The organism is Bartonella vaga, from assembly GCF_037070895.1.
GTDB lineage: Bacteria > Pseudomonadota > Alphaproteobacteria > Rhizobiales > Rhizobiaceae > Bartonella.
In genome coordinates this window covers 56,110-79,956 of record NZ_JAYMZK010000002.1, presented here as the reverse complement: position 1 = coordinate 79,956, position 23,847 = coordinate 56,110, and the positions used below count along the sequence as shown (strand labels likewise).

Annotated in this window: 17 protein-coding genes; 9 read left to right on the top strand and 8 right to left on the bottom strand. The window is 37.1% G+C overall.

Annotation, left to right across the window (positions count from 1 at the left end; genetic code table 11):
- The first annotated feature begins 403 nt into the window (after positions 1-403).
- The 9 genes from thiC (at position 404) to WCP76_RS02245 (ending at position 11,980) form a co-directional block, all read left to right on the top strand.
- The gene (gene thiC, locus WCP76_RS02285) at positions 404-2,239 is read left to right on the top strand and encodes a phosphomethylpyrimidine synthase ThiC (protein WP_336294082.1); all 1,836 of its coding nucleotides are present in this window, start codon (positions 404-406) and stop codon (positions 2,237-2,239) included.
- Entirely contained in the window at positions 2,236-3,186 is a 951-nt protein-coding gene (locus tag WCP76_RS02280) for an FAD-dependent oxidoreductase (protein ID WP_336294081.1), read from the top strand. Before thiC ends, WCP76_RS02280 begins: the two co-directional genes overlap by 4 nt.
- Positions 3,187-3,189: 3 nt before the next feature.
- Positions 3,190-3,387, top strand: a complete 198-nt coding sequence (gene thiS, locus WCP76_RS02275) for a sulfur carrier protein ThiS (protein WP_336294080.1) — start codon at positions 3,190-3,192, stop codon at positions 3,385-3,387.
- 4 nt (positions 3,388-3,391) lie between these two features.
- Positions 3,392-4,165, top strand: a complete 774-nt coding sequence (locus tag WCP76_RS02270) for a thiazole synthase (protein ID WP_336294079.1) — start codon at positions 3,392-3,394, stop codon at positions 4,163-4,165.
- Positions 4,162-4,767, top strand: a complete 606-nt coding sequence (locus WCP76_RS02265; protein WP_336294078.1) for a thiamine phosphate synthase — start codon at positions 4,162-4,164, stop codon at positions 4,765-4,767. The genes WCP76_RS02270 and WCP76_RS02265 overlap by 4 nt, the downstream gene beginning before the upstream one ends.
- Entirely contained in the window at positions 4,758-5,516 is a 759-nt protein-coding gene (locus WCP76_RS02260; protein ID WP_336294077.1) for a hydroxymethylpyrimidine/phosphomethylpyrimidine kinase, read from the top strand. Before WCP76_RS02265 ends, WCP76_RS02260 begins: the two co-directional genes overlap by 10 nt.
- A 344-nt stretch (positions 5,517-5,860) precedes the next feature.
- The gene (locus tag WCP76_RS02255) at positions 5,861-6,691 is read left to right on the top strand and encodes a uracil-DNA glycosylase (RefSeq protein ID WP_336294076.1); all 831 of its coding nucleotides are present in this window, start codon (positions 5,861-5,863) and stop codon (positions 6,689-6,691) included.
- A 77-nt stretch (positions 6,692-6,768) separates the two neighbouring features.
- Positions 6,769-9,390, top strand: coding sequence for an aminopeptidase N (gene pepN / locus WCP76_RS02250; protein ID WP_336294075.1), 2,622 nt, complete (start codon positions 6,769-6,771; stop codon positions 9,388-9,390).
- Between the two features lie 268 nt (positions 9,391-9,658).
- Positions 9,659-11,980 carry a PAS domain-containing sensor histidine kinase gene (locus WCP76_RS02245; protein ID WP_336294074.1) on the top strand — a complete coding sequence of 774 codons (2,322 nt, stop codon included), beginning with the start codon at positions 9,659-9,661 and terminating at the stop codon, positions 11,978-11,980.
- Positions 11,981-12,892: 912 nt separating this feature from the next.
- Here WCP76_RS02245 and WCP76_RS02240 read toward each other — a convergent pair.
- The 8 genes from WCP76_RS02240 to WCP76_RS02205 all read right to left on the bottom strand — a co-directional run bounded on the left by WCP76_RS02240 (position 12,893) and on the right by WCP76_RS02205 (position 23,620).
- Positions 12,893-15,838, bottom strand: coding sequence for a bifunctional [glutamine synthetase] adenylyltransferase/[glutamine synthetase]-adenylyl-L-tyrosine phosphorylase (locus WCP76_RS02240; RefSeq protein WP_336294073.1), 2,946 nt, complete (start codon positions 15,836-15,838; stop codon positions 12,893-12,895).
- 77 nt (positions 15,839-15,915) lie between these two features.
- The gene (locus WCP76_RS02235) at positions 15,916-17,298 is read right to left on the bottom strand and encodes a sensor histidine kinase (RefSeq protein ID WP_336294072.1); all 1,383 of its coding nucleotides are present in this window, start codon (positions 17,296-17,298) and stop codon (positions 15,916-15,918) included.
- The gene (locus WCP76_RS02230) at positions 17,295-17,981 is read right to left on the bottom strand and encodes a winged helix-turn-helix domain-containing protein (protein WP_336294071.1); all 687 of its coding nucleotides are present in this window, start codon (positions 17,979-17,981) and stop codon (positions 17,295-17,297) included. Before WCP76_RS02230 ends, WCP76_RS02235 begins: the two co-directional genes overlap by 4 nt.
- A 79-nt stretch (positions 17,982-18,060) precedes the next feature.
- On the bottom strand, positions 18,061-19,572 hold the full coding sequence (locus tag WCP76_RS02225; RefSeq protein ID WP_336294070.1) for a Do family serine endopeptidase: 1,512 nt from the start codon (positions 19,570-19,572) through the stop codon (positions 18,061-18,063).
- Between the two features lie 239 nt (positions 19,573-19,811).
- Positions 19,812-20,219 (bottom strand): cytochrome c-type biogenesis protein, encoded by a 408-nt coding sequence (locus WCP76_RS02220; RefSeq protein ID WP_336294069.1) that lies wholly within the window; start codon positions 20,217-20,219, stop codon positions 19,812-19,814.
- Positions 20,216-22,207, bottom strand: coding sequence for a heme lyase CcmF/NrfE family subunit (locus WCP76_RS02215; protein ID WP_336294068.1), 1,992 nt, complete (start codon positions 22,205-22,207; stop codon positions 20,216-20,218). The genes WCP76_RS02220 and WCP76_RS02215 overlap by 4 nt, the downstream gene beginning before the upstream one ends.
- Before the next feature lie 7 nt (positions 22,208-22,214).
- Positions 22,215-22,694: a cytochrome c maturation protein CcmE gene (ccmE, locus tag WCP76_RS02210; protein WP_336294067.1), complete on the bottom strand. Its 480-nt coding sequence runs from the start codon at positions 22,692-22,694 to the stop codon at positions 22,215-22,217.
- A 188-nt stretch (positions 22,695-22,882) separates the two neighbouring features.
- Positions 22,883-23,620 (bottom strand): tetratricopeptide repeat protein, encoded by a 738-nt coding sequence (locus WCP76_RS02205; protein WP_336294066.1) that lies wholly within the window; start codon positions 23,618-23,620, stop codon positions 22,883-22,885.
- Between the last annotated feature and the right edge of the window lie 227 nt (positions 23,621-23,847).

Genomic DNA, 23,847 nt, shown 5'->3' with positions numbered 1-23,847 from the left:
AAACCTTAAGTTACAAAAAGATGAATAATAGAATTTCAATATTTGTTATAACTATACCACAAATATAGCATATAGCAGCTAATTACTTAATCATGATATCCACCTTAATTCTCAAAAATGCATTAAAACCGTTTAAAACGCATCTTTACAGTTGACAATATGAGTATTTAAGCCAACCATGCTAGCACTAATAAAAGTACTTTGGAGGGTGTAATGCAAATATTATTAAATATATTTTATCGATTTTTTCAATAAAGTTTTTTGATCTTTATTTGAGTGTGTTTTGATATAAAAGGAATATTACATACCTCCTCAATTCAAGCGCACATAATTGATAATTTGAATACATCCCCATTAATATCGCAACCTGTTTTTAAACTATGTGTCTATAAGGAAAAAGTTTGTGCAGAAAAATACTCCATCAATCAATTGCAGCCCCTTTCCAGCCTCACGCAAAATTTATAAACAGAGTCTTCTCTTTTCTGATGTACACGTACCATTCCGCGAAATTTCATTAACAGATGGCAGCGGTGAAAAACCCTTAACCGTCTATGATACTTCTGGACCCTACACCGACAAAGATACAGTCATTGATATTACAAAAGGCTTGCCAGCAATTAGCTCACCTTGGCTATCTAAACGTGCTGACACTGAACCTTATCCTGCACGATCAGTCAAACCCGAAGATAATGGCTTTGCCTATGATAAAAAAACTACACCAATTTTTGAACAAAAACGTCCTATTTTGCGAGCAAAAAATGGTAAAGCAATTACACAAATGGCCTATGCACGCGCGGGCATTATTACAGCAGAAATGGAATATGTAGCTATACGAGAAAATGAAGGGCTAACAATAAACGACAAACAAAAAGTGCAACCGAATGCAACAGTTTGTGGATCAATACCAGAAATTTATACTGCAGAATTTGTTCGGAATGAAATTGCCTGTGGACGCGCTATAATTCCAAAGAACATTAATCATCCAGAATGCGAACCAATGATCATTGGGCGCAATTTTCGTGTTAAAATTAATGCAAATATTGGCAATTCAGCAGTTACCTCCTCTATGGCAGAAGAAGTGGATAAAATGGTTTGGGCTACTCGCTGGGGAGCAGATACAGTTATGGATCTCTCAACAGGTCGAGAAATTCACAATATCCGTGAATGGATTATTCGAAATTCCCCAGTTCCTATAGGAACTGTTCCGATTTATCAAGCACTCGAAAAAGTACAAGGTATTGCTGAAAACTTAACATGGAATATTTTCCGCGATACCCTAATCGAACAAGCAGAACAGGGTGTTGATTATTTTACCATTCATGCAGGATTAAGATTACCTTTTATTCCTTTAACCATTGATCGCACAACAGGTATTGTTTCACGGGGCGGTTCCATTATGGCAAAATGGTGTCTGCATCATCACAAAGAAAGTTTTTTGTATGAACATTTTGATGAAATTTGTGATATTGCCCGCATGTATGATATTTCACTTTCATTGGGAGATGGATTGCGCCCTGGATCTATTGCCGATGCCAATGATAAAGCCCAATTTGCTGAATTAAAAACTCTAGGAGAATTAACAAAAGTCGCATGGGAAAAAGACGTACAGGTTATGATTGAAGGGCCTGGTCATATCCCAATGCATCAAATTAAAGAAAATATGGACAAACAACTAGATCTCTGTCATGAGGCACCTTTTTATACTTTGGGACCCCTTACAACAGATATAGCTCCCGGATATGACCATATTACATCAGCAATTGGAGCCGCCATGATTGGGTGGTTTGGAACTTCTATGCTGTGTTATGTGACTCCTAAAGAACATTTAGGACTTCCTGATAAAAATGACGTAAAAATCGGTGTGATCACTTATAAAATTGCTGCCCATGCTGCTGATCTTGCCAAAGGTTTACCCAGAGCACAATTGCGCGATAATGCCCTTTCACGTGCCCGATTTGATTTTCGATGGCATGACCAGTTCAATCTCTCTCTTGATCCAGAAACAGCTTGCACCTTCCACGATGAAACAATGCCTAAAGAAGCTCATAAATTGGTGCATTTTTGTTCTATGTGTGGACCAAAATTCTGTTCTATGCGGATTTCTCATGATATTCGTAACGCAGCTTCAATGAAAAAAACAAAAGGTGAAGGCATGGCTGCCATGGCTGAGAAATATCAAAAAAATGGTGACCTTTACATAGAAGTTAATTCTATTCAAAAAGAGATAGTAGACAATTGAAGAACATCCTTATTAAAGGCGCAGGCATAGGTGGTTTAACAGCCGCCTTTATGTTACAGCAAAAAGGGGCTTTTGTTACCGTATCGGCACCTCCTCACTCTCCTGTAGGAACTGCCAGTTGGTATGCAGGAGGGATGCTTGCGCCTTATTGTGAAAAAGAAAATACTATGCAAATTGTCGAGGATCTTGGCATACAAGCTATAAAATGGTGGAAAAAAACACTCCCTAATCTTGTAACACAAAAAGGCACTTTAGTTGTTGCACCTATACGGGATATGAAAGAACTTGAACGATTTTCAGTGCGCACACACAATCACAAAATCATAAATGCTGCGGAAATAGCTCAGCTTGAACCAGATCTCGCAGAACGTTTTAACTGTGCCCTCTTTTATGAAAATGAAGCGCATCTCGATCCTCGCCAAGCACTCATTACTCTGAAAGAAAACCTCATAAAAAATGGAGTGCGTTTTGTTGATGTAGAAACATCTGAAACAAATTTTGATATTGTTATTGATGTAACAGGAATAGCGCGTTTAGGAAAAGATAAAAACATACGAGGAGTACGCGGCGAAATGTTGCTCGTACGCAGTACAGATATTAAACTTTCTCGTCCAATTCGTCTTCTCCATCCACGTATTCCACTCTACGTTGTACCTCGACAAAAGAATATTTTTATGATTGGAGCTACAATGATTGAAAGTAACTTCAATGGTTCTATCTCAGCGAGATCAATGATGGAGTTACTCAACGCGGCCTATACCTTACATCCTGCCTTTGCTGAAGCAGAAATTATCGAATCTGGTGTTGGCATACGGCCAAGCTATCCTGATAACTTACCTTGTGTACACAAACATGATAACCATATTTCTATTAATGGCTTTTATAGACATGGTTTTCTTTTATCTCCAGAAATGGCAAAACAAGCGATGAAATTAGTATTGGAGTAATACATGCAAATATTTGTCAATGGTGAAATAATACAAACAGAAGCCCGCACTCTCAATCTCTTACTTGAAGAATTGGGTTATGAAGGAAATTGGCTAGCAACTGCTGTCAATGCAGAAGTCATTCCTGTAGATGCACGAAATCTATGTACTTTACATGAAGGAGATAAAATTGAAATTTTAAGCCCAATGCAAGGAGGATAAAATTATGCTGAATCTTTATGGTCGTAAATTCTTTTCTCGTCTTATGTTAGGTACAGCCCTATATCCTTCACCAGCAATCCTTCGTGATGCTATTGGTAAATCAAATACAGAAATTGTAACAGTTTCGTTGCGCCGAGAAAAATCCGGTGGAAAAAAAGGTGGACAATTTTGGCAATTCCTTAAAGAATTGGATGTAACAATACTTCCCAATACCGCTGGTTGCTACACTGTTAAAGAAGCTATTACAACTGCAAAACTTGCAAGGGATATCTTTAAAACATCTTGGATTAAACTCGAAATTATAGGTAATTCCGATACCCTACAACCAAATGTTTTTTCCTTAATCGAAGCAGCACAAATTTTAAATAGTGAAGGTTTTAAAATTTTTGCCTATACAACTGATGATCTCATTGTTGCGGAAAAGCTCTTAGATATTGGATGTCAAGTCATTATGCCTTGGTGTGCTCCTATTGGATCTGCAAAGGGCCCCCGCAATACCGATGGATTGCGCTCTATTCGCGCTTACCTTCCAGACGTCACTCTCGTGATTGATGCCGGGATTGGGCGTCCATCACATGCTGCTGTTGCTATGGAACTTGGTTATGATGCGGTACTTCTTAACACCGCAGTTGCCAAAGCAGATGATCCTGTTTTAATGGCTGAAGCATTTTCTAAAGCTATTCAGGCAGGACGTATGGGATATAAAGCCGGCATTCTCGAAGCAAGAGATGTAGCAGTTCCTTCAACACCAGTCATTGGAAAAGCAGTATTTTCATGAAACTGGATCCATTTTACCTCATTGTTGACAACGCAGATTGGGTTGAACGCTTAGTTCCTCTTGGCGTCAAACTCATACAATTACGGATGAAAAATGAAAATCCGAAAGCAATCAGTCAACATATTAAACGTGCAAAAAGCATATGCTATAGATTGGGGGCGCAATTAATTATTAATGATCATTGGACAATAGCAATTGATGAAAAATGCAATTTTATTCATCTTGGACAAGAAGATCTGAGAAATGCTGACCTTCCCGCAATTCGTAAAAATGGGATAAGATTTGGTCTTAGCACACATAGTGTACATGAATTGGATATTGCGCTATCTGTTAGCCCAGACTATATCGCACTTGGTCCTATTTATCCAACTATCTTAAAAAAAATGAAATGGAAACCGCAAGGACTAGAAAAAATCAAACAATGGAGAAAACGGATTGGTACTTTACCTTTAGTAGGTATTGGTGGCTTAACACCAGAACGGGCAATTGATGTTTTAAAAGCAGGAGTAAATAGTGCTGCTGTTGTAACCGATATTATTCTCCATGAAAAACCTGATCAACGTGTCCAACAATGGATAAAGGTAACGCAAGCATGGCGTTAATTCCCTCTCTTCTAATTATTGCGGGAACCGATCCAACGGGAGGTGCCGGTATTGTTCGTGATATAGAAACAGCTGCACATTTTCAAATAAAAGTAAATCTAGCCATCACCTGCGTTAACGCACAAGATGATAACCACGTTGCTGAAATTGTTCCAATGAGTGCAAAATTCATTGCCGCACAAATGCGTATAGCCTTAGAGGCCAATCCAATAAGTGCAATAAAAATTGGTATGACAGGAACCCAAGAAATTATAGCAGCAATCTGTAATGTACTAAAAGACTATCCCAGTATTCCAGTTATTCTTGACCCTGTACTTGTCGCTTCATCAGGAGGAAAGCTGACAACAGAGAAAATTATAGAAAGTTTAACTAATAAACTTCTCCCTCATGTTGATCTTTTAACGCCGAATAGAGAAGAACTCGCTCTTCTCAGCCAAAGTCCATTAGCATCTCATTATGAAGAAACAATACAACAAGCAAGAAAGCTTCTATCATTTGGTCCGCGCTTTATCTTAGTAAAGGGTGGACACGCAGAGGGCCCCCTTGCAACAGATAGCTTAGTTGATAAAACAAAAATTATAAATATTTCCACTCCTCGCCTGACAGGAACAATGCGCGGTACAGGTTGCATCCTTTCAAGCGCTATTGCAGCACATTTGGCTTTAAATGAATCTATGACTCAAGCAATACAAAATGCAAAAGCATATATTCATACATTGCTGTTAAATCACAATAAAAAAGGTTATTAAAAACCTAATATTATATTACAATCTGATGAAATATTCTTATTGCATTTGATATTTTACACCATTGTTTTTCTTTCAAAAAATGTATATCTATAGATATAGAACTGTTTCGCTTAGTAAAAAAAGTTTATTTATACTTTTAATATATACATTACTAGATAATAACCTTTTATAACTTTATAACCCTATAATATCACTTCCAGAGTGTTTCAATTTATATCACTTGCATTCGACGAAAAAAGAGAACATTATTATTCCATATATAAATCACTAACGAACACAGCATAAAATTTTAAGAACAATGTTATCTGCTCTATACGTAATAGATAGATCATAAGAAGAATAAAATGTTAAATCAAATACCACATGTGATCTCATATGAAGAACTCTTAAACTTTTATAAAGAGAGTGGTGTGGATGCTATCCTAACAGATTCACCTATTGATCGTTTTAGCCAATCTTTTTCTTCAGAGAAGAAATCAACACAACAAGCGGTAAACATTTCTCATAATCAACAGACATCATCAACCATAAAGTTACGTAATCATCCCTTATCTAACAGTTGTGCCATGAAAGATGAGCATTCAGCTATAGCGATAGCCAAGAATGCGAATACGCTTGATGAATTAAAATCTGCTCTCCTTGCATTTAATGGCTGTTCTTTAAAATTAACAGCAAAAAATACCTGTTTTTCAGATGGAACAGCGGGAAGTCCACTTATGCTCATAGGGGAAGCGCCAGGACGAGAAGAAGATATACAAGGAATTCCTTTCGTAGGAAAGGCAGGAATGTTACTGAATAAAATCCTTGCATCAATTGGCTTAACCAGAAATAATGTGTACATAGCTAATACTATTCCTTGGCGCCCACCAGGAAATCGTACACCAACACCAAGGGAAGTTGCATTATGCCGCCCTTTCATTGAACGGCAAATTTATTTAGCTAATCCTCGTATTCTCATAGCACTGGGGGGAATTGCTACACAATTTCTGACAAAATCCCAAAACGGGATTATTAGAACTCGAGGAAAATGGCTCATCTATGAAAGCGAAAACAATACAAAAATACCTGTTATGCCAACCTTTCATCCTGCTTATCTCCTCCGAACTCCTAGTCAAAAAAAGCTTACATGGATAGACTTCTTAGAAGTAAAAAACCGCCTAGACAGCATTTTGTAATTTCTTAATCTTATACTGTCTTTAAAAATCAATATTCTTTCAATCCGTAACCCTTAAATATACAATAGGAAAAAATTATGCAACAATCAACAGCACCCATTTATCGTTTAGAAGATTATAAACCAACCCCTTATACTATACCAAAAACACAACTTCACTTCCGTTTGGCTCCCAAAAAAACCCATGTTACAGCAACATTATCTATTGAGCCTCGCTACAACACAAAAGAACTGGCACCTCTTATACTTTCTGGCGATAATCTTACATTAGTCTCTATTTCTATTAATGGCGAAACATTGTCTAAAGATGCCTATAAAGTCACTCCTTCACGTTTAGAAATAACAGCACCACCAGCAGCTCCTTTTACCTTGCAATTGATTACTGAACTAAATCCTGAAAATAACCGCCAACTCATGGGACTTTATCTTTCAAATGGTGTTTATTGTACACAATGTGAAGCAGAAGGTTTTCGCCGTATTACCTATTTTTATGACCGCCCAGATGTCCTTTCCACCTATAGGGTTAAAATTGAAGCAAATTATCAAACTGCTCCTATCTTACTTTCCAATGGAAACCTCATAGAAACAGGAACTCTTGAGGAAAACAATCATTTTGCCATTTGGGAAGATCCTTACCCAAAACCATCTTATCTCTTTGCTTTAGTCGGTGGTAATCTTGATAAGTTGGAAGACCATTTTACCACCGCCTCTGGTCGACCTATCAAACTTAGTATCTATGTGGAAAAAGGAAAGACCAAATTTGCAACCTATGCAATGGACGCCCTAAAACGCTCCATGCGTTGGGATGAGCAACACTTCGGGCGCGAATATGACCTCGATGTTTTCAATATTGTTGCTGTTTCCGACTTTAATATGGGTGCAATGGAAAACAAAGGACTTAACATTTTTAATGATAAATATGTTCTTGCAGATCCTGAAACAGCAACCGATCATGATTATAGGAATATCGAACGCGTCATTGCTCATGAATATTTCCATAACTGGACCGGGAATCGTATTACTTGTCGTGATTGGTTTCAACTCTGTTTAAAAGAAGGCTTAACTGTTTATCGTGATCAAGAGTTTTCGTCAGACCAAAATGTACGCAGCCTACAGAGAATTGAAAATATAAAAACATTGCAAGCTATGCAATTTACTGAAGATTCTGGTCCGCTTGCTCATCCTGTACGTCCTCGTCAATACAGCCAAATCAATAACTTTTACACCACAACCATTTATGAAAAAGGTGCAGAAGTCGTTCGCATGGTGCATACTATTTTAGGATCTGATCTTTTTCGGAAAGGAATGGATCTCTATTTTCAACGTCATGATGGACAAGCTTGCACAATTGAAGATTTTATAGCTTGTTTTGCAGAAGTTTCTGGTCGAGACTTCTCACAGTTCATGCTGTGGTACGAACAAGCAGGAACGCCAAATGTAGAAATAAATCACCATTATAGCGATGGTGTTTTAACGTTGCATGCAAAACAACATATTCCAGCAACACCGCAACAAAGCACAAAAAAGCCTATGCTCATTCCTATTGCTTTTGGCCTTTTAGGGCATAATGGAGAATCTCTAACTTATGAGGCTGATACGGACATCCAATCAGATGTTATGCTTCTATCCAAAGAAACCCAAACGTTTACATTAAGAGGGCTACGCGAAAAACCCGTTTTGTCACTACTCCGGAACTTTTCTGCACCTATTAATTTGCAAACTCCGTTCAATGAAAGCGAACTCATTTTTCTTACACAAAACGATAGTAATCAACTCAATCGTTGGCAGTCGCTTAATTATTTGATGATGCAAGCCTTGATTAAAGCTATTCAAGATAAAACACAAAGAGATATGCCTCTTCCTTTGCTAAAATTGATTGAAACCATCATTAAAGATGAACGCCTTGAACCGGAGTTCCGTGCATTTTGTTTAAGTTTACCTAGTGAGATTGAGCTCGCCCATACAATCGGTGAAAATATTGATCCAGATCTTATTCACAATCTACGCAATCAGTTTTTAGCTTCTATTGCACATACGCATCAAGAGCTCCTAACAAAAGTTTATGAGCAAATGCAGAGCAAAGATCCTTACTCACCAAATACTGAGCAAGTTGGAAAGCGAGCATTACGAAATATTATATTAGATTATCTGTCCATCGCTGAAGCCAAACCAAACCGTGCTGCTATACAATATGCAACAGCTAATAATATGACTGATCGCATAGCCAGTCTAACCGTTTTAGTGCAACGCTTTAACGAAAGTGAACAGGCCCAAAATGCTTTAAGCGATTTTGAAAACAGATATCGACATAACCCGTTAGTTATGGATAAATGGTTCTCCATTCAAGCAGCGGTTGCGGGAGAATCAACACTTGAGAATATTCAGAAACTCATGAAAAATCCGCTTTTTTCACAAGATAATCCTAACCGTGTACGGGCTTTAATTGGTGTCTTTGCCTCTAACAACCTAACAGGCTTTAATAGAGTTGATGGTGCATCATATCACTTTCTTTGCCAACTCATTTTAGAAATTGACAAAAAAAACCCACAGCTTGCTTCACGATTATTAACAATGATGCGCTCTTGGAGACAGTTAGAACCTATTCGACGACAAAAATTTGAAACTGCATTAAAAACAATTGCAACAGCTCAAAAATTGTCAAGCGACGTAGCTGATATCATTAACCGACTACTTACTTAAAATAAAAAAATGTTTTAAATTTTCCTTAGAAAATAAGAAACGAACCGCTTGATAAGCATATAAACCTATAAACAGATAGTGGAAGCCTGTTTATAGGTTATTTTATGTTTTTTTATTCCCATTCTCTATGTTCGTAAAAGTATAACCACTTTTTATAAAAAAAGACTGGACAGAAGACTCCTGTTTTGATTCATTGGACCCTATAAAGTTACCATGAACACCAAAACAGTTTTTGAAACACATAATTCCATGATTGAAGGAACTAAAAATGGCTAAATTGGACGCATATAATGCGCCAACAGAGGGATATGCTAATTCAAAATCGAGCGCTCAAAATCAAAAAACGCGGATAGAGCGTATCAATCTGCTTTCTGGCTCAGCCTATAAAAAGCTTTTATTGATTGAACCTTGGCTGCGACGTTCTATTCCATTTATAATTCTGACATTTCTTGTTGTATTAGCAGTAATTCGTTTCGTATCAATCTATGATTGGCGCCATGCGATCAATAAAAATACGCGTTCTACCATCACTTTCTTAGCTTCTCATATTAGCAATATAATTGATCGTGACTTACATGCTTCTACTCAGAAAGGAAAGGCCACTGTTCTTTCCCACAATCATTTACAAAATATTCTTACTAATTTTCGTAATCAAGGTCTTATCAGTCTCAGCACTATTATTGTCATCGTCGATCAAAAAGGAATTGTCCTAGCTTCATCCAGCCCCGAGATCATCTTAGGAAAACCTTTACAGGATTTTACCTCTGAAAAAATTACACCACAATCTCTCGGAAAACACCCTGGAATCATGCAAGTCACAATAGGAAAAGATGAACCTGTTCTTGCTTCCTTTCAAAAGACAGAAAATGGACAATATGGTGTATTCGTCGGCGAAAAAACACAACAAACCTATCTAGAATGGCGCAAAATTTTCTCGTTAAATATGACCCTATTTATAGGAACTACGAGCGTTATTTTAACTCTTCTCTACGCCTATTACAATCAAATTGTACGAGCGCGCAATACAGATCTTATTTCAGAAAAAACTCAAAACCGCATTGACATGGCAATGATGCGTGGACGCTGTGGATTGTGGGATTGGAATATGGCAAGCGGACGTGTTTATTGGTCACGAGCAATTTATGAAATGCTTGGCTATATTCCTCAAGACGCACTGCTATCAATTTCCCAAATTTCCGCCATTATTAACCCAAACGATGCTAACTTTTTTGATCTTGCTCAGGAGTTAATGAGTGGTAAAAAAAAGCATATCGATATTAATGTCCCCATGCGTCATGCTGATGGTCATTATGTATGGATGCGTATTCGTGCCGAAGTTATAGATGAAGAAGAACCTCATTTGGTTGGTATTGCCTTTGATATCAGTGAACAGCGTCAACTTGCCGAAGAAACAGCGCAAGCTGACCTTCGTATCCGTGATGCGATCGAAAATATTTCCGAGTCTTTTGTATTATGGGACTCGGAAGGGCGGTTAGTCATGTCTAACAGCAAATTTTGTGAATATGCAGCTATCCCTAAACAAGTTTTACAATCAGGAATCCAACGTGCAACCGTCGAGGCCATGGCCCGTCCTGCAATCAATGAATACCCCCTAAAAGACGATGGTACTGGTAACTTAACCAGTATTCGCCAAACAGCGGACGGCTGTTGGCTCAAAATTAATGAACGACGCACCCAAGATGGAGGGCTTGTTTGCATTGGTACAGATATTTCTGAACTTAAACAACAACAGGAAAAATTTAAAGACAGTGAGAGACGCCTTTTTTCTTTTATTCAAGAACTGAAACGTGCACGAGGCAATGCCCAACAACGTGCAACAGAAGTTGAAAAACTTAATAAAAGTCTGAAAGCAGAAAAAGAACGTGCTGAAAGTGCTAACAAAGCGAAATCAGAATTTTTAGCTAATATGTCCCATGAATTGCGCACTCCACTTAATGCTATTCTCGGCTTTTCAGATATTATGTTGCAATCCACCTTTGGTCCTCTTGGCTCGCAACGCTATAAAGAATATATGCACGATATTTACAACTCTGGAACCCACCTTCTAACCCTTATCAATGATATTCTTGATATGTCCAAAATCGAAGCTGGAAGATTTACCATTAATTGTCAAAATATCAATCTTGAGCCCATTATCAGTGAAGCATCGCGAACACTTACACCACAGGCTCAAGAAAAAAATATTTCTGTTACAACAAATATTGCTCCAGAATTGCATGCTGAAGTTGATGGCCGCGCTATGAAACAGATCTTTCTTAATCTCATCTCCAATGCTGTTAAATTTACACCTTCTGGCGGAACTATTAATGTCTGCGCTTTCAAGAAAAAGAATAAACTTATCTGTACAATTAAAGATACAGGAGTTGGCATTCCGCAATCAGCTATAGAAAAACTCGGACAACCTTTTGAACAAGTCGAAAATCAACTCACCAAAACCCATACTGGCTCAGGTCTTGGGTTAGCTATTTCACGTTCCCTGCTAGAATTACATAAAGGCAAACTTGAAATTACCTCTAAAGAAACGAAAGGGACAACTGTAACCATTACAATGCCAATCAAACAAAGTTAAATCTGTTTTAAATTTCTTCATTTTTCCGGTTTTAGCAAAATCGGTTTTCGCCTGATACCCCAACACTCAAATGTATCCAGCGATACAACTATTTTTGTGCACCGCGCAATAATTCACATAATCCCATCCCTACTTCTCTTCTAAAAGACCTTTACCGTTTACATCTCAAGGGAAAATCATGTTTGCATACAAAATTAGGAGTTTCTTTCACCATCTAAATATGTGCGACTTCTCTCTTAAACATATTGCCATAAGTCACTTGTGTTTTAGATCATCAAAACGCACCATGAATTTTACGTAATAATTATTCTGAAATATCTCTCAACGCTATATTACAAATTCCTTTGTGAGACTTTACCACCAAAAGCCTTTTTATTGGATCTTTCTTATACAACATATTCTCTTTTGGAGAATATTCAGTATTTTGACTTTTTTTAGATCCTTTAAAGATCTTGAACATTATCAATAAATAAAAGGCAGAGAATTTTCTCATAACTATCTTTATGAGGAAAAATCGCCATAACCCATACTCTTCTGAAAAACTTTGTAGCATCTCTAAATTCACGGATGTGTTTAATGTAGCATGCATCATATAATCAGATATCATGGATTATAATATTCATTGACTAAAAAATTGACAAATAGCATCATTCACAAAAGGTAGAAAAACCTATAGTCGTTTTTGAATAAACAACAACACCCCAAGCGAGCTAGTTTAGCCTAGAAACCTTTTAACCCTACATAAAAACCAACTGCAACAGCTCTCACTATCTGCTCCTCTGAAACGCAAAAATAAAGAAGATATTAAAAATAGAGATTCTTTTTGATACTTTGTTATTCCACTATGGTGTTTTTTTAGATTTTGTCTAATACACACATGCAATACTTCCATAAAACCATTAGAAAACACATTCAATATTCCATTATCTGTTTAAAAATGGAACGCACCACTCGTCCATTTTCCTCGATTAATGTTTCAATACGAAACAGATCAGGTTCCCCAATACTGCTTAACAAAAGATCACTGAGTCTAGGCGGCATATCATTGGGATTGAGAGAATCGTTTAAACAAAGTCGTATAATTTGGCTCAAATTTGTATAAAGACTATAGGCATGATGTAAATCAAAAACAAACGACTGGCTTAGAAAACTGTTCGGTAAGTGGATCAAAATATCTGCTGTAGTTGCTCCAATTTGAAACTTAAGCACATGAGTAATGAGAGCAAATTGAGCAATAAACTCCAAATCCATGATACCACCAGGAATTGTTTTTAAATCCCATCGATTGTTTGGTGGTTTTTCTTTTTCAATCAAAGTACGCATTTCACGCACTACTTTGGCTACATCCTTTTTATTACGAGGAAAAGAAATAATTTCACACACTTCATTTTCTAACTTTTCTAAAAAATCAGGATCACCTGCAATACTGCGTGCCCGAGTTAAAGCAAGGTGTTCCCATATCCATGCTTCCTTGCGATAATATTTTTTAAAAAACTGAAAAGAAACAGCAACAGGCCCTTTATTACCTAATGGCCGTAATCTTAAATCAACGGAATAAAGAGCTCCTTGGCTTGTAAGAGTCGATAAAGCTGCAACCAAGCGCTGTGTTAATCGGGTATAATATTGAGGGATATAGAGAGGCTTTTCCCCATCAGATATTTCCGCATCCTCATCATGTTCATAAAGCAAAATAAGGTCAACATCCGAACCAGCAGTTAACTCACGGCTTCCGAGCTTACCCATACCCATTATACCAACACGTCCTCCTTTAACATTTCCATGAAGACGCGCAAATTCCATTTGAACCACAGCAAAAGTTTTCGTGATCATAAGATCAGCAAGCGCAGTAAAAGCAAAACCTGCTCTTTCTCCCGTAATTACTCCATTCAAAATTCTAATACCAATTAAAAAACGTTGCTCATCAGCAAAAATCCTTAAATAATTGAGAATTTCTTCATAAGAAGAAACCCCTTCAAGAAAATACTCAAGCCGATTTTTTAGGTAAGTTTTTGTTGGCAATTCTGAAAAAATCGCTGGATCTAACATTCCATCAAAAACATGCGGTTTACGTGTGATAATTTCCGCAAGACGTGGAGCAGCCCCCATAATAAGCACTAACATATCCAAAAGAGAAGGATTAGACTGCAATAAACTAAAAAGCTGAATTCCCGAAGGCAACCCCTGCAAAAAACTGTCAAAGCACAACATCACTTCATCTGCTCGTTTGGTGGCACCAAAAGCCTTCAAAAGCGCTGGAGTCAATTCTGTTAATCTCTCACGTGCTTCAGCAGATTGAGTAGCTTTATAACGTCCACAATGAAGTGTGCGCATAATACGACAAATATCGCTCGCTCTTTTAAAACCTAAACGACCTAATGTTATTAATGTCTCCGGATCATCTTCTTCACCTGTAAAAACTAAATTGCCAATTTCTAAACCAAGTTCTTTCTCATTCTCAAACAGTGCAGCATAATGTTTTTCTACAACTTGAAGCGTTTTTATTAAATCTCTAATAAAGCTGTTGCTCTCTTGATAACCCATCAAATATGCAACACTCGTAAATTGAGACACATCATTTGGAAGAATATGTGTTTGTTCATCTGCAAGCATTTGAATACGATGTTCTACATTTCGTAAAAAAGTATAACTTTTTATAAGGTTATTTTTTGTTTTCTCACTGATCCAACCAAGTGTGCAAAGTTCTGCTAACATTGCAATTGTTTGACGCCCACGTAATTGAGGCAAACGCCCACCAGCAATAAGTTGCAGGGTCTGGACAAAAAACTCAATCTCACGAATACCACCTCGTCCTAATTTTATATTATATCCATAAACAGAAATTTGATTATAATTTTTATATGCATGAATTTGGCGTTTGATTGAATGTATGTCAACAATAGCAGCATAATCTAAATATTTCCGCCACACATAAGGAAAAAGCTCCTTGAGAAAGTTAAAGCCCGCTCTTTTATCACCAGCAACGGGACGTGCTTTAATCATAGCGGCCCGCTCCCAATTCTGACCACGCCCCTCGTAATAACGCAACGCACTCCTTACTGGTAGAGCTAAAGGAGTTGAACTTGGATCTGGCCTAAGCCGAAAATCGAGACGAAAAACATACCCATCCACAGTACGTTCTTGAATAATCCGGATCAACCGGCGTACCATTTTAGAGAATAAATCGATACTCTCAGAAAGATTACCAATATGAGGTGACATTTCATCAATGAAAACAATAAGATCAATATCAGAAGAATAATTAAGCTCTCCTGCCCCTATTTTTCCCATTCCTAAAATGATTAAACCACAGTCTTTTTCCGGATCATCCCGGCTAGACAAGCTTATCTTACCATGATCATGCGCCTCTCTTAAAAGAAAACGTAAAGCTACACCTAATGTAGCTTCTCCCAAACGTGTCAACCAAGCGCATGAAATTTCATACGTAAAAACACCACTTAAATCAGCTAAAGCAATGAGGACATGAGCTTCCCGTTTTTTACGCCTTAAAGCAGCCATTAATGAAACTTCGTGTATAGCTTCGTTCTTATCAATAATAGCAATCTCATCTATAATGTTGCTCAACCTTGTTTCTATATCAATATCCAATAAGGGGTTGAGGTACGATGGATTAGTGATCAAAACCTCACGCAAATAAGGGGATAAAGTCATGACCGAACTTATAAAATCAATTTGCTTGCCCTTATCTGCAATATAAAATACAAGCGAATCTAAATTTTCTTTCTTCGCTTGCTCTTTCATATCGTTTAGCCATTGAGAACCACTCTTATCAAGGGGACGTAAAGGAAGGAGCTGTGTTTTTAAGAAAGCATTTTTCGTTTGTACTCCCTTTAAAAGCATTTTACCTTCCTTTCTATTGCATTATACTGATAAAAAAGAATTGTTACGGAAAAAAGAACAATGAAGCAAAAATGTCTTTAGGGAAATAATAAAACAGCTTTAAGCCCTGGGTTTGCATCTTCAAGTAACAGTTCACCTCCGTGAAGCTTCATAACGGCTTTTGCTATACTTAAACCAATACCAAAACCGGGCTGTGTACGACTTTCTTGAAGGCGAAAAAATCGTTCTGTTACTTTTTCATATTTATCGGCTGCAATTCCTGGACCATTGTCCCTAACAACAACCGACAAATGTTTACCACGATATTCCATTGATAAGCAAACCTCTGCCTTCTTTTGCCCCTTAGACGCATACTTAATCGCATTATCAATAAGATTAAAAATAGATTGTGCAACAAGTTCACGATTTAACTTTAGCTCTTTATCAAATGTATTCCCTAACAGGAGAAAAACACCTGATTCTTCAGCGAAAGGCTCATAAAATTCAACAGCATCTTCAAGGATTCGCTTCATATTCATAACTTCAAGATGCTCAATTGCATTGCTGGCTTCAATGCGTGAAATCATTAAAATAGCATTAAAAGTACGAATAAGTTGATCTGATTCAGCAATGATACCATCAAGCGCTTGACGATATTCAAGCTTCGTCTTTTGCCCAGAAAGCGCTTCTTCAGCACGATTTCTAAGGCGTGTCAGAGGTGTTTTTAGATCATGTGCAATATTATCTGATACTTGGTGCAAACCGATATTTAATTCTTCAATACGGTCTAACATAACATTAAGATTAGCGGACAATCGATCAAACTCATCGCCTACCCCAGAAATAGGCAAACGTCCACTGAAATCGCCATCCATTAAACGTTGTGATGCAGCGGTAACACGATCAATCCGTTGTAGTGCTCGCCGACCAACAAAAAACCATATTAATAAAGCACCTACAACCATTGCCGCAAGGGCAATCATTACTGCTTTACGAATAACTGCGGCAAACCGTTCTGGTTCATCCAAATCACGTCCTATAAGGACCTTCATAGCATTGGGCAAATCAAAAACAACTGCCAAAGCGTGATGTTCATTTGTTTTGCCATGTTCTTCAAAACGTGAATACAAAAAAGAATCTTTAATAAAACCCTTTTGATTTAAAAGACCTAATTCAATACGTGCTACATTACCTGCCAAAGCGCGCCCCATAGGATCAGTAACAAGATAAAGAAAAGCTCCTGGTTGTCGTGAACGATAATCGATGGTGCGCATTAATAAAGGGATCCCACCATAATTATAAGCATTTTTTATATACTTTAATTCTTCATGCAAAGCTTGTTGAGTTTGTTCAGTCAATAGAGAAGCAGAAAATGTCGTCATATAAATAGAAAGCCCTGCGGCAACTAACCCAAACAACAAAATATAAAGCGCTGAAAGCCTTAATGCTGTTGTGCGCATTATATTAATTAGGTGATTCATACTCTACCATCTGGTTCTTTCAGCATATATCCAGCTCCACGCACGGTATGGAGAAGTGGGACGTCAAAATCTTTTTCAATTTTTGCTCTCAAGCGGGATATATGAACATCTATGACATTTGTTTGTGGATCAAAGTGGTAATCCCAAAGATTCTCCAAAAGCATAGTGCGTGTAACAACCTGACCAGCATATCGCATCAGATATTCAAGTAAACGAAACTCTCGTGGCTGCAATATGATATTCCTATCACCACGTTTCACTGTATGCGCTAACCGATCAAGCTGAAGATCGCCTACGCAATAAACGGTTTCTGCCTCTTTAGGATTTTTCCGCCGTTGCAACACTTCAACGCGAGCAAGAAGTTCAGAAAAAGCATAAGGCTTTGTCAAATAATCATCACCCCCTGCACGTAAACCTGTCACACGATCATTCACTTGTCCTAAAGCTGAAAGAATAAGAACTGGTGTTTCGTTGCCTTTAGCACGCAATTCAGAAATAATAGAAAGGCCATCACGATGCAAAAGCATACGATCAACAACCATAACGTCATAACTTCCCGTTTCAGCTAAAGCATATCCATTCTCCCCATCATACGCAACATCAACTGAATGTCCTGCTTCAAAAAAAGCTTTTTCGAGATAACGCCCTGTCTCATGATCATCTTCGATAACGAGTATCTTCATAAACGCATCTCCATTATTTTATCAAATTACGTTGTAGAACAGAAATTTATAAAATTTCTGTTCTACCGTTAATAAAGTATTATTTTTTTAAAATTGGAAGAGTTACAAAACGATTTTCACCATTTACTCGCAGCTGTAGAAGTATAACTTTTCGTCCCAGCTTTCGTGCATTCTTGATCGTATCGGTAATATCAGATATCTTTTTAATAGACTTATTGTTAACTGTCACGATCACATCACCAGGGCGAATTCCCTTATCTGCGGCATCTGAATCTGGATCTACATCAGTTACAACCAATCCTATACCATCATCAGAAAGAGCAACAATCAAACCGTAATCTTCTAACGCTTCATCTGGATTGCTGCGCCCATGTGAATCTTTTAAGCCCTTTTTTACGCCTTCATCTGCAGGCATTGAAGAAAGCTTTATCTTTATATTATCCTCTTTACCAGATCTCCAAACACCTAAATTCACAGTCTCTCCCGGTCTAATATTTGCAATACGCTTTGCTAAATCACGAGCATCTGTAATTTTTTCACTATTTACTGAAATAATCACATCACCCGTCTTGATACCAGCTTTTTCTGCTGGTCCTTTTGACGGATCTGTAACTAGAGCACCTTTGGCTTCTTTCAAACCAATTGATTCAGCAATTTCTTCCGTCACAGGCTGAATGTAAACTCCAAGCCAACCGCGTTGAACTGAACCTTTTTCAATAAGTTGTTGCACAACCTGTTTCGCTGTCGCCGCTGGAATAGCAAAAGCAATCCCAACGTTTCCTCCAGAAGGAGAAAAAATTGCTGTATTGACACCAACAACCTTTCCATTAAGGTCAAAAGTTGGTCCACCAGAATTTCCTTTGTTAACAGCAGCATCAATTTGAATAAAATCATCATAAACACCAGTGCCAATATCACGTCCACGTGCTGAAACAATACCTGCTGTCACGGTTCCACCAAGGCCAAATGGATTACCAATAGCAACAACCCAATCTCCAACGCGAAGCTTTAGATCATCACCGAAATCAACATATGAAAACTTTCTTTTGTCGTTTACTTTCAGCACTGCAAGATCAGTTCGCGGATCTGTCCCAATAAGCTTTGCATTTAATTCTGTACCATCATCGAGAACAACAGAATAACTTGTACCGTCAGAAATAACATGGTTATTAGTCACAATATAACCATCAGACGAGATAAAAAAACCCGACCCAAAAGCTATAGAACGCAGTCCATGCGAATGTGGTGGAAATTTGTGTCTAGGTTTATCAAAATCATAAAACTCTTTAAAAAACTTTTTCAAAGGATGTTGATCTGGTAATTGCTCAATACCTGGAGCACCAAAAAAATTACTAAAAAACCGCCCTTCTTTCTTTTTATCACTCTTCACTTGCACTGAAACAACAGCAGACTTTACTTGAGCAACAATATCTGAAAATCCTTTCTGTTGCATTAATGGAGTAAACACAGAATTTGCCTGAGCTGCTGTTGCCCACAAGCTTGACCCACATCCACTAAAAAATAGCGCACTCCCTAACATCGCAGAAAAACTTGCTGCGACCAATGTTTTAGAGAAAGTTTTTTTAACCATTTGGTATATGCTCCTATTTAATCGTATTTCATCCACATTACAATAGCTTATAAAACAACATACCTTACCGTTTTCTGTCTAAATTATTAAAGTTTTGTAAGCTTTTAATTACACAACAAAGCATTATCATCAATAATAACTGTATTACCCATTTAAACGTACTAAACTTTTCCATATACAGTACCTCTTTTAAAGAAACAGTATTTTTAACTGTTTTTCTTCAAAAGAATTTAAAAAAATTATTTTCTGTGTGTATATCGTCTTATCTGAAAAAATAAGGTGCTTGCACCAATGATAAGAACTATCAAAGGTGAAAGCCATAAAAACAAAGTGATTTTATTAAACGGTGGTTTTAAGAGAATAAATTCCCCATACCGCTCAACAAGAAAATCAATAACCTGCTGATTGGTATAACCCATTTTTAATTTTTCTCGAATCAAAAGACGTAAATCACGCGCTAGAAAAGCATTTGAATCATCAATTGATTGATTTTGGCAAACAGGACAACGCAAATGTGATGAGATATCTCGTGCACGCGATTCAAGAACTGGATCCTTTAAAATTTCATCCGGCTCTACTGCTAATAAGGATCGTAAAGGAAAAATCACGATTAAAAAAAATAAAGCCAAATGCAATACATTTTTCATTTCAATGTCTTTTCAAAAAATTTAAAAGAAAGAGGCTGCTGGTTCTTACTGTGTGGTCCGATGCGAAACCAATAACCGAAAAGAGAAATACACCCTCCCATAGCCATCATTAATGCTCCTAACCAAACACAAATTATGTAAGGCTTCCACCATATATGCAAAGCAACTCCCCGTTCATTTATACGCCCCGGAACAATATATAACTGAGATAAGCCATAATTTTGTATACCAACTTCCGTTGTTGACGTATTTTGACTGGGATAAAATCGCTTTGCAGCCGTTACGTTGCCCACGGTATTTTTATTTTCATATATTGTAAAATCAAACTCCGTTGTAGAATAATTAGAACCAGCGCCATCACGCACTGCATTCAAATGAAGAGTTTTATCTGCTATCGTAACCACATCCCCTATATCCATAGTTAAAATACGCTCTTTCCCAAAAGTCGCAACACAAACAATACCAAATAACGTAACGCCTAACCCCATATGCGCCATTGCTGCACCAAAAACAGACCACGGTAATCCAATCAATCTCTTAATCCGCACCAGTAAAGCCATTTTGTGATGTCCACTTTTCTCCCAAATATCAGTTAAACTACCTAAAAAAACAAAAGCTGAAAGTCCAATTCCGAGAACGGCAAAAATATCACGCAAAGATGTAGAATAAAATGTTATAAAACAGATTATAAAAACTAATAAAAAAACAAACCAAAGCCGTTCAAAAACTGCAAGAAAATCACCGCGTTTCCATGCTATCATTGATCCAAATGGAGCCAACAATAATAACAACATCATTAAAGGCCCACAGGTAAGGTTAAAAAAATCAGCTCCTACAGAAATTTTCTGCCCTATTAATACCTCAATAAAATAAGGGTAGAGCGTACCAATTAATACTGTCGCTGTGATTGTTGTGAGCAACAAATTATTTAAAATAATAAATCCTTCACGCGAAATTGGTTGAAAGAATTTTTCTGTTATCAAAATAGGTGCTCGCAAAGCAAAAAGCAGAAAAGCTCCTCCCGTGAAAAAGAATAAAATAGCAAAAATTGCCCGCCCTCGTTCTGGATCAACAGCAAAGCTATGAACAGATACTAAAAGGCCAGAACGAACGAGAAAAATTCCCACAAGAGAAAGAGAAAAACTAAGAAGAGCTAAAAATAAAGTCCAATTTTTTAATGTGTTCCGCTTTTCAAGAACAAGAGCAGAATGCAGGAAAGCCGTTCCTGAAAGCCAAGGCATGAATGAAACATTTTCAACAGGATCCCAAAACCAATAACCACCCCACCCTAGCTCATAATAAGCCCAATAGGATCCAACCATAATGCCCAATGTTAAAAAACACCAAGAAAGTAGAAGCCAAGGGCGAACCCAGCGTGCCCAAAGCCCATCGACATATCCCACAATCAGTGCAGCTACTGCAAAAGAAAAACAAATAGAAAAACCGACATAGCCCAGATAAAGCAATGGTGGATGAATTGCTAACGCAATATCCTGTAAAAGAGGATTGAGATCATTGCCTTGCAATGCTGGTGGATTAATCCGTAAAAATGGATTGGATAAAAAAAGAATAAATAAAAGAAAAGCGCTTGTAATCCAACTTTGGCATACTAAAATTAGTGCTTTAAAATATTCTGGCAAATTGCGGCTAAATAACGCTACCAATGTGCTAAAAAAAACCAAACTTAAAACCCATAACAACATGGATCCTTCGTGATTTCCCCAAACTCCAGTGATCTTATACAGCATTGGTTTTTCTGAATGAGAATTCTCAACAACATTTAAAACAGAAAAATCAGATACGATATAGGCATGAACAATAATCAAAAAAGATAAGCATAAGAATGTAAAAGTAATATACGTTAGAGGAACAGCTGTTTGTATTAACGAACGCTCCCTTCTCAAAAAGCCTAAAGCGGGTAAAAATGACTGCAATAAACTCACTGCAAAAGCTGCAGATAAAAAAATATGACCCAACTCTACAAGCACAATCGAATTATTTCTCCACACCGTGATTTTTTTTCAAGCGATCAGCTGTTTCTTTAGACATATAAGTCTCATCATGTTTTGCTAAAATGCGCGTACCTATAAAAAAACCCCGCTTATTAAAATGTCCTTCCACTATAATACCTTGACCCTCGCGAAAAAGATCCGGTAAAATACCATTGAAAATTACCTTTTCGCGTTTTGCATTATCAGTTACAAAAAAAGTAACTCCCCTTTCTCCAAAATATTCAACAGTCCCTTTTTCAACGACCCCCCCCAAGCGTAAAGAACGCCCCGTTAAAATATCTTCTTCTGTAATCTCAGACGGCATTCGAAAAAAACTTACTGTATTACGCATTGCGTACATAATAAAAATTGCTGCAACTGCTATAATCAAACAATATAATAAAATTATCAGCAACCGTTTTTTTTTACGCTGCTTTAAAATAATTTTTAAAGAATAATGCTTATCCAAAGGCCGACTGTTCATAGGCTTTCTACGAAATTCTTGTTTATAAATTTAGTGTATAAACATTCATTATTCACATACCTTATCTTCTAAAAAGACTTGGCACATTTTGCATATAGATGCAACTTCTTAGCAATATCTTGATCATTCTTTAAAACTTTCTCTGACTTAATAACCTTAAACTATCTATCATCACTTTCTAAATATTCCTAATTAGATGTATTACGTAACTGAACTATCATGGCTTCAACACGTGATCGCCCTGTAAAGTCCTCGGGCATTATGTCAAGAAAATTTTGTAAAAACTGTACTGCTTGCGCAGATTTTCCTACCTTATGAAGCACTTCAGCTAACAATAAACGAGGATAAAAATCTTCTGGTGCTAAATCCACTGCTTTTTGAAAAGCATTTTGTGCTTCTTGCGTAATCATCCCCCCCCCATAACCAATTAATGCCAGGCCATATCCAACAAGTCTTGGAGCTGACTCTCCATTCAAGCGAATTGCATCTAAATAGGTGTTCACTGCATCTTGAAAATAACCTTCCTCTAGGTATTTTAATGCTAATGCATCCGCTAATTTTCCATCATGGGGGGAACGAAAAAAAAGTACTTGTAGACGAACAAGCTGTTCAAACTTACTGAGCACCTCTGGATTCTTATTCATTAATTCTCTAAAAAAATAACTTTTCACTGTTGGGCTGCCTGTAAAATAATAAACGCCCCATGTCACAAGAAAAACAAACAAAACACTAAGAATTTTAAGAAGCTTCATGTTTTTATAATCTGTGTAAATCTTCTCAGATTCAACAGAATGCATATGACTTCCATAACTTTCAATAATTTGAGTTTTCCACTTTTTTTTTGTTATACAGTTGAAGTTTAGCAAAAGAAAAATAATACTTGCCCCCAAAATAATAAAAAGTGCTGCAAAAACTAGTAATAGCATATTATTTTATACCAACAGGCAGATCAGAAAATGTCACCAATTATCTTCCCTCACTTATTTATGAATGTATTGATGTAAAACCATAAAATCCATTTTCTTATAAACAACATAGTAAAGTGTACATTAATTTTGTAGTCCGTATCAAGCGCATAAAAATAAAACTTTATTTCTATACTTTACTATAAAAAGATATACCTTTTAAAGTTCTGCAACATCCCACTGCTCTC